Here is a 14,101-nt window from a genome sequence, read left to right as displayed (position 1 = left end):
GCGATCACACGACTCGACAGCCTCATGCCGGAACGTCAGATCCGGGCGACCATCGACGACCTGAACGCCTGGTCGAGGTCCGGATTCGTGGGCGGTCCGCAATTCGACGCGACCCGGGACACCGTTCCGGCTCCGGAGGACGGACGGCCCGCCGCCTTCGTCGGGCCCGTGACCCTGCCCAACAGTGATCGCCGAGGCGCCTTCCTCGAAGCCTTCACGGTCGTCAGGCAGGAGACGGACCACCTGGCCGACCTCCAGGCCGCCTATCCCCACCCGAAGGCGGTGTTCCAGTCGACCAGGCTGCTGTCCGCCTCACAGGGACTGCGGGAGGGGAACTGCGTCGTCTTCTTCCCCGAGAACATCCCGACCGCGCACCCGTGCACGCACCAGAACTTCGCCTGGTTCTTCTTCAACCGGCACGTGGGCATCTACGCCCACACCCTGGCCATCACGGCCGAACTGTGCGGTGCCGGCACGCCTTTCGCCGGAGAGTCGCGCCTGCGATCCGCGGACGTGGACCCCGAGGACGTGTACCAGGCCCGGTGCATCTGGGGCTACATGCACGACTACTTCCACCACACCGGGCCCCGGCCGCTCGACCAGAACCTGGCACTGAAGACGAAATGGCGCCCAGGGCTCTTGGAGGAGCTCAAGGTCGACATGAAGTCGGCGATCGCGTGCCATGAGGAGCAGGTCCCCTACGGCGACATCATCTTCGAGTACATCATGCTCGAACGGCTGTTCCGCTATCCGGCCCAGCCGGAGCCGCTGCGCAACTTCGACGCCGGTACCGGCTTCGCCCTGGGCACCTGGCTCGCCGACCACGGGCTGCTCACCGTCGACGAGCAGGGGCGGCGCAGGCTGGGCAGCAAGTCCGACATCGTGGCGTCGGTCCGTGAACTCGTCCAGCTGATCGAGGAGATCGAGACGATCTCCGAGGACGACACCTACCGCAGCAGTGCCGAGGACTTCCTGTACAGCACCTTATTGCTGAAGCCCGAGACCAAGGGCCACAGGTACGGCGGGCCGCGCGCACCCCTGAGCCTGTGGGGTGCCACCGTACATGTCTGACGTCCTCACACAGGCCCTCAAGGATCCCGGGTTCTGTCAGTTCCACACCGACCGCACCGTCGTCGTCGACTGGGACGCGGAGACGGGATGGTCCGGCGGGTCCCTGGAGCCCTACGGTTCGACCGTCATGGACCCCGCCTCTCTCGTCTTCCACTACGGACAGGCGATCTTCGAGGGCCTCAAGGCCTACCGGCAGCCGGACGGTTCGGCGGCGCTGTTCCGGCCGGCGGATCACGCCCGGCGGATGCGGCGATCGGCCTGGCGACTGGCCATGACCGAGATGCCGGCCGACCTCTTCACGCGTGCGTGCGCCGACCTCGCCGCCGCCGAGGACCACTGGATCCCCGGGGCACTCGGGCAGAGCCTCTACATACGGCCGATCATGCTCGCCACCGAGCCCCAGCTCGGACTGCGTGCCTCGCACCGCTACCGCTGCACCTTCCTGGCCTATCCCGCCGACCCCTGCTTCGGACGCGACTTCCGCCCCATCTCCGTCATGGCCGCGAAGGACATGGTGCGCGCGGTGCGCGGCGGAACGGGGGAGGCGAAGTGCGCAGGTAACTACGCAGCCAGCTTGCTGGCCAGGGGAGAGGCCGTCGCCGACGGCTACGACGAGGTGCTGTGGCTCGACGGCGTCGAGCGGCGGTGGGTCGAGGAACTCAGCGGCATGAACGTCTTCTTCGTCTGGCGTGACGCGGACGGCGTCAGGCTCACCACCCCGCCGTGCCAGGGAACCATCGTCCGGGGGATCACCCGCGACTCACTGCTCACGCTGGCCCGGGATCTCGGCCTTCCCGTCGCGGAGGAACCCACCGCGATCGACGACGCCGTCGAAGGGGCCCGGTCCGGCCGGCTGGTCGAGATGTTCGCCTGTGGCACGGCCGCCGTGGTGGTGCCCGTGGGGCGGGTGGCCTTCGACGGACGGGACCGGACCATCGGTGACGGCGGCGAGGGCCCGGTGACGGCACGCCTGAGGCAAGCACTGATCGAGGTCCAGCACGGCGTCCGGCCGGACGAGCACGGCTGGCTCATGCCCGTCCCGGGGGACGGTGCGACCGCACGTACGACCACCGAACGATAGCGAGGGGACACGCTCGTGCATGCCAGCAGTCGCGCGACCACAGGCCACGACCGAACGCCGGTGTCGCGCGTCACGACGATTCACACCCTGGGACCCGCCGGGACCAACCTGGAGAAGGCCGCCCACCACTGGTTCGAGGAGCAACGGCGCGACGGCAGAGTCGTCCTGCACACCGAGGTCGAGGACGGGCTCGACGTGATGCGGTTCGACGGCACCGAAGCCATCCTGGCCTGCGCCGTCTACCCGCGCCTCCATGACCTCGTGTTCGGGAATCTGGACCGGCTGGCGATGGTCGACACGTTCATTCTCGACACGTACGACATGGTGCTGGCCAGCCGGCCCGAGCAGGACTCCATCGCCACCATCGTCACTCACCCCGCCCCGAGCTGCCTGGTGACGTCACGGGGCGAGATCTCCTTCGCCAGCAGCAATTCCCACGCCGCGGCGCTGTGCGCCTCCGGGCTCTACGACTCCTGCGTGACCACCGACCAGGCGGCGCGGTCCGAGGGGCTGCGCGTCGTCGAGAACTTCGGACCGGTCCCCATGGTGTTCACCGTGCACGCGGGCAGGCCCGGACCGGGCCCCGCCCTCGGGGAGGCCCGATGACGCAAGCCGAACAACCGACCGCCCCTCGGCGCCTCCCTCCCGCCTTCCGGGTCCTCGCGCTGAGCGAGGCCATCTCCGCGGCGGGCTCTCAGTTCACGCTGATCGCGGTGCCCTTCCTCGCCGCGACCGCGCTGGACGCCACGCCGTCCGAGGTGGCGCTGTTGTCCGGCGCCCAGTTCATTCCGGCGCTGATCGTCACCCCGATCGCCGGGAAGCTGGCCGACGTCCGCGACCGGGCCTTTCTCCTCTACGCCTCCCACTACGGGCGCTGCCTGCTGCTGATCGCCGTCGTCGGGCTGGCCGCCGCGTCACTGCTGAACTACGAGATCCTCTTCGCGGCGTCCATGCTCCTGGGAGCCTGTACCGCACTCTTCGACACGGCGCTGCTGGCCTACATCCCCGACACCGTCGAAGCCGAGGAGCTGACCCGTGCCAACGGACAGCTGGCAGCGGTCTACGCCGTCGCCCAGACCGCGGGCCCCGCGGCCGGCGGCCTGATCATCTCCGGGATCGGACCGGTCCTGGCGCTGTGCATCGATGCCGTCTCCTACGCCGGTGGCGGCACCGCGCTGCGGCTTCGGCGGCAACCGTCGCGCCACCGGGCGAGCAAGCAGTCCGCGGGCATCATGGAGGGCTTCTCGGCCGTCGTCCGGTCCGACGCGCTACGACGCCTGGTGAGCGCCGGTTCCCTGTTCAACCTGGCCGAACAGGTCGCCCTGAGCGTCCTGTTCATCGCCGTGGTGAAGGAGGCCGACCGCTCCGTCGCGGTCATCGGCTTCGGCTTCAGCGCCGCCGGAATCGGCAGCCTCATCGGCGCCTGGGCGTCGCGCCGGTACGGCGGCGGCGACCGTGCCCGGTCCTGGGTGTGGGCGCTGGCCCTGTCCCAGGCGGCCCTGCTGGCGGCTCTGTGGTCGTTCACCCTCGTCAGCTGGGGCGAGCCGCTGTTCCTGCTGACGATGCTGGTGTACGGCGGGACGCTCGCGTACTACAACGTCCATTCCCTGACCCGGCGCCAGATCCTGGCTCCGGAGGGAATGCTGGGACGCGTCAACGCCGCCTACCGGACGATCGCCTTCGGCACCATCCCCGTGGGTGCCGGCGTGGCCGCGCTCCTGCTGACGCTCACCACCGCCCCGATGGCGGCGACGCTGGTCGCGGGGCTGAGCGTCGTCGCCACCTGGATCCTGGCCACCGGAACCTACTCGACCGTCAAGCAGGAGAGCGCATGAGCCCCCCAGAGACCGGCCTCGTCGTGCGGGAACACCGAGAACTCGACTTCCTCGACGAGGACACCGCGTGGCTCGACCGCCCCGGTTTCTACAGCTCCCGGCGATGGACCAGGTCACAGGAGGGTGACCGCGGCTTCGACACGCGGTACCTCACGTCGCACGACCGGGAATCCGGCAGGCTCCTCGGGCTCGTGCCCTACCACCGTCTGTCCGGCGGCGACAGCAATCCGCTGTACAACGAGGCGACCGTCCTCGCCGGTGCCTCCGGAGTCCAGGTGCTGGCAGGGTCCCGCACCGGCTACGACAACAGGATCCTGCTGCACCCCGACTGCACGCCGTCCGAGCGCGCCGCAATGCTGGCGGCGTTCACCGAACGTCTGCTGGAGCGCGCCCGTGAGGCCGGTGCCGGCCATGTGACGTGGTGGTACCTGCCGGTCGAGGACACCCAGGAGCTCGTCCGCCTGACCGGCTACGCGACGGCGACGACGCCCTGCCTCCCGTCGGCGGTCATCGAGCTGAAGGGTGGACTGTTCGACGAGCACGTGGCCGGCCTCACCGCGTCGCGGCGTTCCCTCGTCCGGCGCGACCTGCGACGGCTGAGCGCGGCGGGCTACCGGTCCCGTACGATCCCGGCCGAGCTCGACACGATCGAACGCTACGCACCGCTCGTCGTCCAGGTGCAGGTCCGCCATGGCGAGGACCTGAGTCACGAAGGAGCGGTCCGCTACCTGCGGCGCTGCCTGAGCTTCGGCCTCGGGCGCGACGCGATCGTCACCGAAGTCCTCGACGCGCGCGATCAGTTGGTGGCGTTCAGCCTCGGCATCGTCGACGGCGGGACCCTGCATCTGAGGGTCTTCGGCTGCGACTACGCGTCGGGCCACGGCCGTTCGGGGGAGTACTTCGAGGCCACGGTCTACGGACCCATGCGCCACGCCCTCAGCCGGGGACTGGGCGCGGTGCACCTGGGGGTCACCTCGTACCGGGCGAAATCGCTGCGCGGGGCCAGGCTCCGGGAGCGCCGGGTCGTCGTGGTGGCTCCCTCGTCCCGGGAACTGCCGGCGCTCGGCGCCGACTGGGGGTTCCTCGGGGACGACGAGCGGTTCCTGGGCGGCCGGCCGCCGGAGGTCGCCCCGTGCTGATCATCGTCCAGCCCCTCTCGGCCGGGGTCCAGCTGGCCCTCCGGGCCGTCGAATCCGGCCATCGCTGTCTCATCCCCACGCAGTTCCCCGAACTGCTGCCCGCCGAGGTCCACGCGTCCGCCCGTGTCGTCGACTGGCACCCGGACCACGGCGTGCCCGCCCTCCTGCACCACACCGAGCAGGCGAGGACCGCACCGGCCGGGGTGGTCGCCGGGTTCGAGTACATCGTCCCCGAAGCGGCGGACCTCGCGCGGGCTCTGGGACTGCCGGCGCTGAGCCGGGCCACGGCGCTCGCCGTGCGGCAGAAGGACGTCATGCGTGGCCGGTGCGCCGAGCGGGGCATCGCCGTCCCGGGCTCGGCCCTGGTGACCTCCGGATCGAGGGGCGAGCCTCCCTTCCCCTTCCCGGTGGTCGTCAAGCCCGTCGACTGCGGCGGCAGCCTGATGGTGAGCCTGGCCCGCGATCCCGAGGAGTACGCCCGCGCGTGCGCGGAGATCCACCGGGCCGATGAGGTGAAGTTCCACAACAACCCGCGACGGACGGCACTCGTCGAAGAGTTCGTCGAGGGACCCGAGTTCTCCGTCGAGGGCTGGGTCGACGACGCCGGGGTGCACGTGGCCAGCATCACGACGAAGTTCGTGTCGCAGCCGCCCCAGTTCTTCGAGATGGGCCACATCGCCACGGCCCCGGAGCAGTCGCCGTACGGCCGCCTTCTGGCGGACTTCACCCACCGCGTGATCGACGCCTTCGACATCGACGTCGGACCGTTCCACGTGGAGGCGCGCCTCGACCGGGGCGGCCGGCCCGTGCTGATCGAGGTCGGCGCCCGCCTCGCCGGCGACTGCATCCCCGAACTGATCCATGCCGGGCCCGGTGTGGATCTCTATCTGGCGGCCATCGCCGCCGCCTGCGGCGAGCGGTACGAGGAGGGGGAGTCCTCCCCGCAGAGCGCCGGTGTGGCGTTCGTCACCACCGACCGGCCGGGTGAGTTCGCCGGGAGCGTGTCCGGCCTCGAACCCCACCTCGGGACGCCCGAGTTCCAGAGCCTCGTCTGGGAGGCCGACAAGGGAATGACGCTCGATCCGGACGACATCTTCACCAACCGGGTCGCCCAGGTCCACTTCAGGGGTGATCTCGCCCGGGTCGACGAGCTCGTCGGCGCGGTACTCCGGGAGGCCGAGGTCGATATCACGGACAAGGAAGGCATCCGAGCATGAGCAAGGACAACGAGCTGGTCGTCAAGCCCACGACCGCCCCCCGCCCGAAGCCGGAAGCGGATACACCACTGGTTCTCGGCCGCCACTTCACCGACCACGCGTTCTCCATGCGATGGACCAAGCGGCGCGCGTGGCAGGGCCTGACGATCGCCGACCGCAACGAACTCCCCGCCCTCCGGCCCACATCGGCGGCGCTGAACTACGGGCAGACGGTGATCGAAGGCATCAAGGCCTACCGCATGAACGACGGGGGCATCGCGGTGTACCGCCCCGACAGCCACGTCAAGCGGCTGAACAACGGTGCCCGCAGGCTGGCCCTCCCACAGCTCGACTTCGACCGGGTGTGGGGCGCCCTTCGCCGGCTGGTGGACCTGGACCGCGACTGGATTCCCGAAGGTCCGGGCGCGGCGCTGTACCTCCGTCTGGTCCTGGCCGGCAACGGAGGGACCCTGGACCTGGCCCCGGCGGACGAGTGCCTGTTCTACGCCCTGGCCGGCCCGGTGGGCAGCGCCGCCGAGCAGGGCGACCGATCCGCCCGGTCCATGGTCGTGGACGGCTACGCCACGGCCTGGCCGGGGGGAACCGGAAGCGTCAGGGCCGCCGGGAACTACGGGCCGAACGTCGTTCCGGGCGAGATCGCCGCGAACTACGGCTATGACCAGGTCCTCTGGCTCGACGCGGAGCACCAGCGCTTCGTCAAGCAGCTCGGGACCATGAACGTCTTCTTCGTCATCGACGGTGTCCTGACCACACCGCCCCTCGACCCCGGCATCCTTCCCGGCGTCACCCGCGACTCGGTCATCAAGCTCGCGCGGGACGCCGGGGTGACCGTCGACGAACGCCCGGTCGAGCTGGCCGAGGTACTCAAGGGCATCGACGACGGCCGGGTCACCGAATGCTTCGGCACAGCCACCGAAACGGGGATCACCGCGGTCTGCGAGATCGGACACAAGGGCCAGGAGCACAGGATTCCCGGCAGTACACCCGGTCCGGTGACGGCTCGTTACCGCGACCTCCTCGACGGGCTCCACCGCGGGGACGCCCCGGACCGCTTCGGCTGGATGCGGCGCCTGACCGAGGTGTCCCCGGTGCATGCGTGACCGCGTACCCCCGCCCGGAATCCGGGCGGGGGAAAGCATCGCCACAGACGTCAGGAGGAATCAAGGACATGGCTTACGTCGTCACCGACGAGTGCATCGGCTGCAAGTACACGGACTGTGTGGATGTCTGCCCGGTCAGCTGCTTCCACGAGGGTCCGGAGATGCTCTACATCAACCCTGAGGAGTGCATCGACTGCAACGCGTGCGTCACGGAATGCCCGCCCGAGGCCATCTGGGCCGACATCGATCTGCCCGAGGACAAGTTCCAGTGGATCGCGATCAACGGAGAGATGAGCCAGAAGTACCCCGTCATCGACGTCAGCAGGGGCCACAAGGGGGAACCGGCCGACGGATGACCTCCGTCCACCGGCCCGTCTGTCCAACCGGTCCGTCCAATCGGAAAGTTGGGATGTAAGGCATGACGACACAGATCGAGAATTCGTTCATGCTCGGGCTCGACTCGAACTTCTACCTGAAGGACGATTTCGAGAGCCCCGAGAAGCGCACCAACGTCACCTGGTTCTACCCCAAGATCTGCGCCTTCCAGGACGCGCTCAAGACCGAGGAGGAGAAGGCCGAGTACTTCTCCTTCCTCGACCGGCAGAGCCACCCGCGGCAGACCGACATCCTCCTGTACTTCCACATCCCCTTCTGCGAGGCGTTCTGCAACTTCTGCGCATGCTTCAAGGAGTCCGCGGCGAAGTACCAGGGCGAGCGGCAGAAGCGGTTCGTCCGGGCCATGGTGCGGGAGATCGAGCGCAACGCGCGGTCGAAGTACTTCGAGGGCACGAAGATCAAGTACGTCCAGTTCGGCGGCGGGACGCCGTCGGCGCTGGAGCAGGAATCCATGAGCACCATTCTCGAAGCGGTGCACCGCGAGTTCGACCTCAGCGAGGTCAGCGGCATATCCCTGGAGGGCAGCCCGCTCGGCCTCTGCCAGGACGGCTACATCGAGATGCTCAAGTCGCTCGGGATCACCCGTATCTCGTTCGGCGTGCAGACGCTCGACGAGGACATCAGGCGGAAGCTGACCATCAAGGCCACAGTCGACCAGGTCCATCAGACCGCCGAGAACATCCGCAAGGCGGGGATCCGCACCTTCGCCCTGGACCTCATGTACAACCTGCCCGGCCAGACGGAGGAGGTCCTCGCCCGGGACGTCGAGGGGATCTGTGCCGAGCTGCGGCCCAGCTTCGTCCAGACGTACCGCTTCAACCAGTGGGAAGGGACGCGCCTCGACCAGCAGATCCGCTCCGGCAAGGCGGGCGACGTCAAGCCGTCGGGAAGCATCGAGCGGACCCAGTACCGCCAGATCAAGGAGAGTCTCGCCGCCTACGGCTACGACAAGCAGCTCCTGATCAACTTCTTCACGCACCTCGACGACCCCGGCGAGATCGGGCTGGACCACGCCTGCGGCGGGAACGGCTACCGGGCGAGCTACACCCTGGGCATCGGGCCGGCGGCCGAGAACTACATGGGTGAACGCAGCTACCGGAACCACACCAGCGTGGACCGCTGGATGCAGGACGTCGAGGCCGGCATCCTCCCCATCGAGCAGGGGCGCATCTGCAGCGAGGACGAGGTCGAGAACCGCGTCATGGTCTTCTTCCCCGTGTTCGGCAGCGTCCGCAAGGCGGATGTCGCCAATCTGGAGAAGTACCGCCGGGAGATCGACTGGATGGTCGAGCGCGGCTACGCCGTCGAGACCGACGAGGAGATCAGCCTGACCGAGGTCGGGCGGGAGAACGCGGGCAACATCGCCTTCCTCTTCTACTCCGACGAGGAGAAGGCACGGGCGCGCCGCACGATGTACCTCTCGCTGAAGAACAAGCGCAACCCGTTCCACCAGGACGAGATGAACATCCCGCGGACCCCGGTCTTCCTGCAGACCCGGAAGGCGGAACCGGCTGAGGCGCCCGCGGCCGAGAAGCCCGCGACGCCGGAGAGGAGCTGAGTTGAGCACGGCCGGCGAGAAGACCCGCGGGGACATCGAGGAAGATCTGCGCAAGATCATCGCCGAGATCTTCCCGAACCGTCAGGTCGATCTGACCTCCGCGACACCCCTGTTCAACGGGGGGCTCTCACTGAACTCGACCCAGATGATCGAACTCACCCTGGCCTTCGAGACCTTCTACGACATCGAACTCGAACCGGAGTTGCTGACCGTGGAGAACTTCGCCACCCTGGGCTCGTTGGCCGAGCTGCTGGAGGATCAGCTGGGCGACGAGATGTACACGGTCTGACGGCGCCATGACCTTCGAAGCAGACGCACACGACGCTCACGACGGACGCGACGTGCGGATCGTGCTGATCCACGGGAACGCCGGAGCGACCATCGACGGGATCTGGTTCCCCTATCTCAAGAGGGAGCTCGAGAGCCGCGGCCACCACGTGGTGGCCAAGACCTTTCCGGATCCGATCAAAGGGCGTATGCGGTACTGGCTGCCGTTCCTCACGGACGTGATCTGCCCGGACGAAAGGACCGTCATCGTCGGGCACTCCTCCGGGGCGCTGGCGGCGTTCCGCTATGCCGAGTCGGCGCCCCTGCTCGGCACCTTCGCCATCGCCGGGCACCACACCGACTGCGGTTTCGAGCTGGAACGCCGCAGCGGATTCTTCGACAGCCCGTGGGACTGGGACGTCATCAAGCGGAATCAGCGATTCATCGTCCAGTTCCACTCGAAGGACGACCCATGGGTCCCGGTGGAGGTCGCCGAGGAGCTCCACCGGCTCACCGACAGCCGGTTCACCCTCATGGAGGGAATGGGGCACTTCGGTTCCTACGACCAGCAGATGGAGACCTTCCCCGAGCTCCTGGAGGCGGTGTGCCACGAACTCGACGGGCCACGGGGTCGGGAAGGAGGCCGATGACCGACGCGACTCCCCGGTCCCCCCGGCTGGTGGACGAGGTCCTCGAACGGCGCCACGACAGTGACGCCGTGGCCGTGGTCGACCTGGCCACCGGTGAACAGGTCTCGTACCGGACCCTGGCCAGGCGGACCCAGACCCTGACGGACCTCCTGGCTCGTCAGGGGGTCGGCAGACACGGGACCGTGGCCATGGTCATGGACAAGTCCGTCGACTCCGTGGTGTGCATGTGGGCCGCTCTCCGGCTCGGCGCCCGGTACGTACCCATCGACGAGTCGCTGCCGCCGGCCCGGGTCGCGCTGCTGCTCGGCACGTGCCGTCCGGCAGCGACCGTGGTCCACCCCCGCCACCTCGGCCTGATCGCCGGCGCACCCGCCGGCACGGTGGTGACCGCTCTGCGGGACGCCCCGGAGGACGCGGTCGGCGAGCTCTGGGACCCCGAGGCCGAAACCGACCACGTCCGGCCGGCGGACGGCGATCGCCACCCGGACGACCACGCGTACGTCATCTTCACCTCGGGCTCGACCGGCGGTCCCAAAGGCGTCGTCATCAGCCACCGCAGCGTGTGCGCACTGCTCGCAGGCGTACAAGAGGTGGTCGGTTTCGACGAGGGCATGCGCTACCTGAACGTGGCGCCGCTCTTCTTCGACGCGTCGGTCGTCGACCTCTACTCGACGTTCCTCGTCGGGGGCAGCGTGCACCTGCTGCCACGCCTCACGATGCCGACCCAGATCACCCGGGCCTGCGAGGAACGGCGGATCAGCGACACCCTGCTGGTGCCCTCGGTCATCCGGATGCTCGTCGGGCGGTTCAGCGACATCGACCGCCGCGACCTGAGCGCGCTGCGGCGCGTGTGGTTCGGAGGCGAGTCGTGCCCGGTCTCGCTGCTCCGGGCCCTGGACAAGAAGCTGCCGGGGCTCACCTTCGTCCACGGCTACGGACCGACCGAGACCACGCACAGTGCGACGCTCTACCTCACCGACGACCTCGCGTCCCACGACGAGGAGTTCCTGCCCATCGGCACGCCCCTTCCGGCCGTCGACGTCCTGGTCGTGGACGACCGTCTGAGCCCCGTCCCCGAGGGCGAGGTGGGCGAGCTGCTCATCGGGGGAGCACAGGTGATGGAGGGGTACTGCGGCGACGCGGCACGGACCGAGCAGGTGCTGGTGACGATACCGGGCGCGACCGGAGGCCCGTACTACCGCTCGGGCGACCTGGTACGCGGCCGGAGCGACGGCCGGCTCATGTTCGTGGGCCGGCGCGACGACGCCCTGAAGATCAACGGAAACCTGGTCCATCTCTCCGAGGTCGAGGCGGCGGCACTGTCCGTCGCGTGGGTGACGGACTGCTGCGCGGTGCCGACCGAGCACCCCATCACCGGCAAGGCCATCACCCTGTTCGTGCTCGGCGGGTCCGGCAGGGGACCGGAACTGCTGAGCGCGCTGGCCGAGGTGCTGCCCCCGTACATGCTCCCTTCGGAGGTCGTCGTGATGTCCGGGGGAGAGGTGGGCCTGACTCCCTCGGGCAAGCTCGACCGGAAGCGCCTGCGCGCACGGGTGGAAGGACAGCGCCGTAGTGATCGATGACGAGGTCTCCCTGTTCTCCCGGCACGGCGTGCTGACCGTCGTTCCCCGTTCGGCGTCCGGGCAGTGTCTGGGCGCCGAACCGGCCAAGCTGCTCCAGCACGGCGTCGACGCGTTCCTTCCCGCACCCGGCGCCGTCGACCGGCTGGTCGACGCGTTCACCCGCGAAGGCCTGCTCGTCGAGGCGCACACCGAGGTCGGTCTCACGGTCAGTGGCGAGCACACTCTGCTCGCCGAGGTCTTCGGCCATTCCGTCGCACCGGTACGCAACAAGTACATCAGGGAGTCGCAACGGTACGACCTGATCGCGCGGGGCCCGCTGCGCTCCCGGGTGTGCCCGGAACTGATCGCGGAGGTCTCACCGCCGCGCTCGGGCTTCGAGCTGGCCGCGACCCCGACCCCTACCGCGAGCGCTGTGGCACCGGAGCTCGACGCGGGGCACTATCTCCGGCTGCCCGACGACGTGGTGCGCCTGTCGGGGGCGGATCGTCTGCACGCCGCCGGGATCCGAGGCGAGGGCGTGAAGGTGGTGATGGTCGACACGGGACTGTACGACCACCCGCACCACCGGAGCCACGCGTACGCGACGACGGTGGTCCCCGCCCTGTCGCTGCTCGACCCCGGGGCCGACGAACGGGGACACGGCACGGCCATGTCGGCACTGCTGCTGGCCGTCGCACCGCGCGTCGACCTCACCCTGGTCAAGATGGCCAACGAGGGATTCTCCTTCCCCGTCGCCGCGTTCCAGCGAGCCGTGCGGCTCGGGCCCGATGTCATTTCCTGCAGCTGGGGCACGATGCGGTCCGAACCCCACCTCCATCTCGAGGTGGCGAACGCCCTGCGCCGTGGCATCACCGTGCTCTTCGCCGCCGGGAACGGCTCGACCGACCGGCCCACCGCGATGTTCCAGTCCGTCGCCACGCCCGGCGCCCTCACCGTCGGCGGGGTCCACGTGGGCCCGCACGGCGAGCTCAGGGCGTCCGACCTCGCCTCCAGCTACCGGTCGGCCGTCTTCCCCGGCCGGGCGGTTCCCGATGTGTCCGGCCCGTGCGGCATGCTCCCCCATGGCAACTACATCGTGTTCCCGACCCAACCCGGCTGCCTGTTCGACCGGAGGAACAGCAGCTACGACGGCACCGCACCCGACGACGGCTGGCTGGTGTCGAGCGGAACATCGGGCGCGACGGCCTACGCCGCCGGAGTGGTGGCCCTGGCCGTCCAGCAGGGCGTGGGCAGAGGCGCGTCGATCGAACCGGCCCTGCTGGCCGCGAGCTGCGTGCCGGTGAGGGAAGGCCGTTCCCTCACCGGAGACGAGTGCGGCGGTACGAGCCCGAACCCGGCGGTCGGCCACGGTCTGCTCACGGCCAGGACCTAGAACTCCGCTCGGCTCCATGCCGTGACGGTCACCTCGTCGCCGACGGACATCTTTCCGGGGCTGAGGACGGCGAACTTCGAACCGAACGCGATGCCGCCTTCGGCGGCTCGCCGGTAGGTGGCCAGCGTGCGCAAGGGTTCCGGGCCGTCTCTTGTGCCCGACTCCTGGTCGACCATGGTGACGGCGCAGCGGATCGCCGGCTTGGCGTAGCCGAGTTCGGCCGCACCGATGGTGAGGCGGTGGGCGCTGTCCTCGGTGTGCGGATCGTCCCAGCCGTCGACGACGATGTTGGCGCGAAAGCGGTTCGCGGGGACGGGCGGGGCGCCGCGGGCGGCCAGTCTTGAGTCGAGCAGGTCCAAGGTGGCGCGGGAGACGACATGGAGCGGGCAGCTGTCGGCGTAGCCGGAGGTCCCGGGGGTCCTGCCGTCGGTCACACGGTCGTGTTCCGGGGGCACGCGCACCAGGCGGCTGGGCGTACGGAGTACGTCCGAGAACCACGCAGCCGAAAGGTCGCCCTGGTCGATGCCCCGGTACGGGTCGCCGAACAGGTCCACCGCCCGGCGGGCACCCGAGGTGTCCACGTCGATCGTGAGCGGTTCGGTGCCGGGGGAGTGGAGGGTGAGCCGTCGCCCGTCCGGGTCGAGGGCGGGCCGGATCAGGGCCAGGCGGGGGTCGCGGCGCTGGGTGCGGAACACGCCCTGCTCGCTGACGACCATGAAGCTGCGGTCGTGGGCGAGGCCGGCGGGCGTCAGCAGGGTCTCGGACACCGACGTACCGGCGCAGCCCTTGACGGGGTAGTACGACAACTCGACGACGCGGGCCATCGGGCGGG

The 14,101-nt window shown here is 69.3% G+C and carries 14 protein-coding genes; 13 read left to right on the top strand and 1 reads right to left on the bottom strand.

Features of this window, described 5'->3' with window-relative positions; all coding sequences use genetic code 11:
• The first annotated feature begins 24 nt into the window (after positions 1–24).
• The 13 genes from ABT342_RS19940 (at position 25) to ABT342_RS19880 (ending at position 13,269) form a co-directional block, all read left to right on the top strand.
• Positions 25–1,071 carry a DUF6421 family protein gene (locus ABT342_RS19940; protein WP_351575194.1) on the top strand — a complete coding sequence of 349 codons (1,047 nt, stop codon included), beginning with the start codon at positions 25–27 and terminating at the stop codon, positions 1,069–1,071.
• Entirely contained in the window at positions 1,064–2,152 is a 1,089-nt protein-coding gene (locus ABT342_RS19935; RefSeq protein WP_351575192.1) for a branched-chain amino acid aminotransferase, read from the top strand. Before ABT342_RS19940 ends, ABT342_RS19935 begins: the two co-directional genes overlap by 8 nt.
• A 15-nt stretch (positions 2,153–2,167) precedes the next feature.
• A complete protein-coding gene (locus tag ABT342_RS19930; RefSeq protein WP_351575189.1) occupies positions 2,168–2,758 on the top strand; it encodes a type 2 periplasmic-binding domain-containing protein in 591 nt (196 codons plus the stop codon).
• The gene (locus tag ABT342_RS19925) at positions 2,755–3,987 is read left to right on the top strand and encodes an MFS transporter (protein WP_351575186.1); all 1,233 of its coding nucleotides are present in this window, start codon (positions 2,755–2,757) and stop codon (positions 3,985–3,987) included. The genes ABT342_RS19930 and ABT342_RS19925 overlap by 4 nt, the downstream gene beginning before the upstream one ends.
• The gene (locus ABT342_RS19920) at positions 3,984–5,126 is read left to right on the top strand and encodes a GNAT family N-acetyltransferase (protein WP_351575183.1); all 1,143 of its coding nucleotides are present in this window, start codon (positions 3,984–3,986) and stop codon (positions 5,124–5,126) included. The genes ABT342_RS19925 and ABT342_RS19920 overlap by 4 nt, the downstream gene beginning before the upstream one ends.
• Complete coding sequence (locus ABT342_RS19915) at positions 5,120–6,343, top strand: ATP-grasp domain-containing protein (protein WP_351575180.1); 1,224 nt, start codon at positions 5,120–5,122, stop codon at positions 6,341–6,343. Before ABT342_RS19920 ends, ABT342_RS19915 begins: the two co-directional genes overlap by 7 nt.
• A complete protein-coding gene (locus ABT342_RS19910; RefSeq protein ID WP_351575177.1) occupies positions 6,340–7,443 on the top strand; it encodes a branched-chain amino acid aminotransferase in 1,104 nt (367 codons plus the stop codon). The genes ABT342_RS19915 and ABT342_RS19910 overlap by 4 nt, the downstream gene beginning before the upstream one ends.
• Positions 7,444–7,511: 68 nt before the next feature.
• Complete coding sequence (locus ABT342_RS19905; RefSeq protein WP_351575174.1) at positions 7,512–7,799, top strand: 4Fe-4S dicluster domain-containing protein; 288 nt, start codon at positions 7,512–7,514, stop codon at positions 7,797–7,799.
• A 62-nt stretch (positions 7,800–7,861) separates the two neighbouring features.
• Positions 7,862–9,397 carry a coproporphyrinogen-III oxidase family protein gene (locus tag ABT342_RS19900; RefSeq protein ID WP_351575171.1) on the top strand — a complete coding sequence of 512 codons (1,536 nt, stop codon included), beginning with the start codon at positions 7,862–7,864 and terminating at the stop codon, positions 9,395–9,397.
• Position 9,398: 1 nt separating this feature from the next.
• Entirely contained in the window at positions 9,399–9,686 is a 288-nt protein-coding gene (locus tag ABT342_RS19895) for an acyl carrier protein (RefSeq protein ID WP_351575168.1), read from the top strand.
• 7 nt (positions 9,687–9,693) lie between these two features.
• A complete protein-coding gene (locus ABT342_RS19890; protein ID WP_351575165.1) occupies positions 9,694–10,314 on the top strand; it encodes an RBBP9/YdeN family alpha/beta hydrolase in 621 nt (206 codons plus the stop codon).
• Positions 10,311–11,897 (top strand): amino acid adenylation domain-containing protein, encoded by a 1,587-nt coding sequence (locus ABT342_RS19885; protein WP_351575162.1) that lies wholly within the window; start codon positions 10,311–10,313, stop codon positions 11,895–11,897. The genes ABT342_RS19890 and ABT342_RS19885 overlap by 4 nt, the downstream gene beginning before the upstream one ends.
• A complete protein-coding gene (locus ABT342_RS19880) occupies positions 11,887–13,269 on the top strand; it encodes a S8 family serine peptidase (protein ID WP_351575159.1) in 1,383 nt (460 codons plus the stop codon). Before ABT342_RS19885 ends, ABT342_RS19880 begins: the two co-directional genes overlap by 11 nt.
• Here ABT342_RS19880 and ABT342_RS19875 read toward each other — a convergent pair.
• A complete protein-coding gene (locus tag ABT342_RS19875) occupies positions 13,266–14,093 on the bottom strand; it encodes an MOSC domain-containing protein (protein WP_351575157.1) in 828 nt (275 codons plus the stop codon). The two genes, ABT342_RS19880 and ABT342_RS19875, sit on opposite strands and share 4 nt — an antisense overlap.
• Positions 14,094–14,101 lie beyond the last annotated feature (8 nt).

The sequence above is a fragment of the Streptomyces sp. NPDC000410 genome (assembly GCF_040300305.1).
GTDB lineage: Bacteria > Actinomycetota > Actinomycetes > Streptomycetales > Streptomycetaceae > Streptomyces.
The sequence above is the reverse complement of the archived record's forward strand: the minus strand, read 5'-3'. Positions and strand labels throughout refer to the sequence as shown.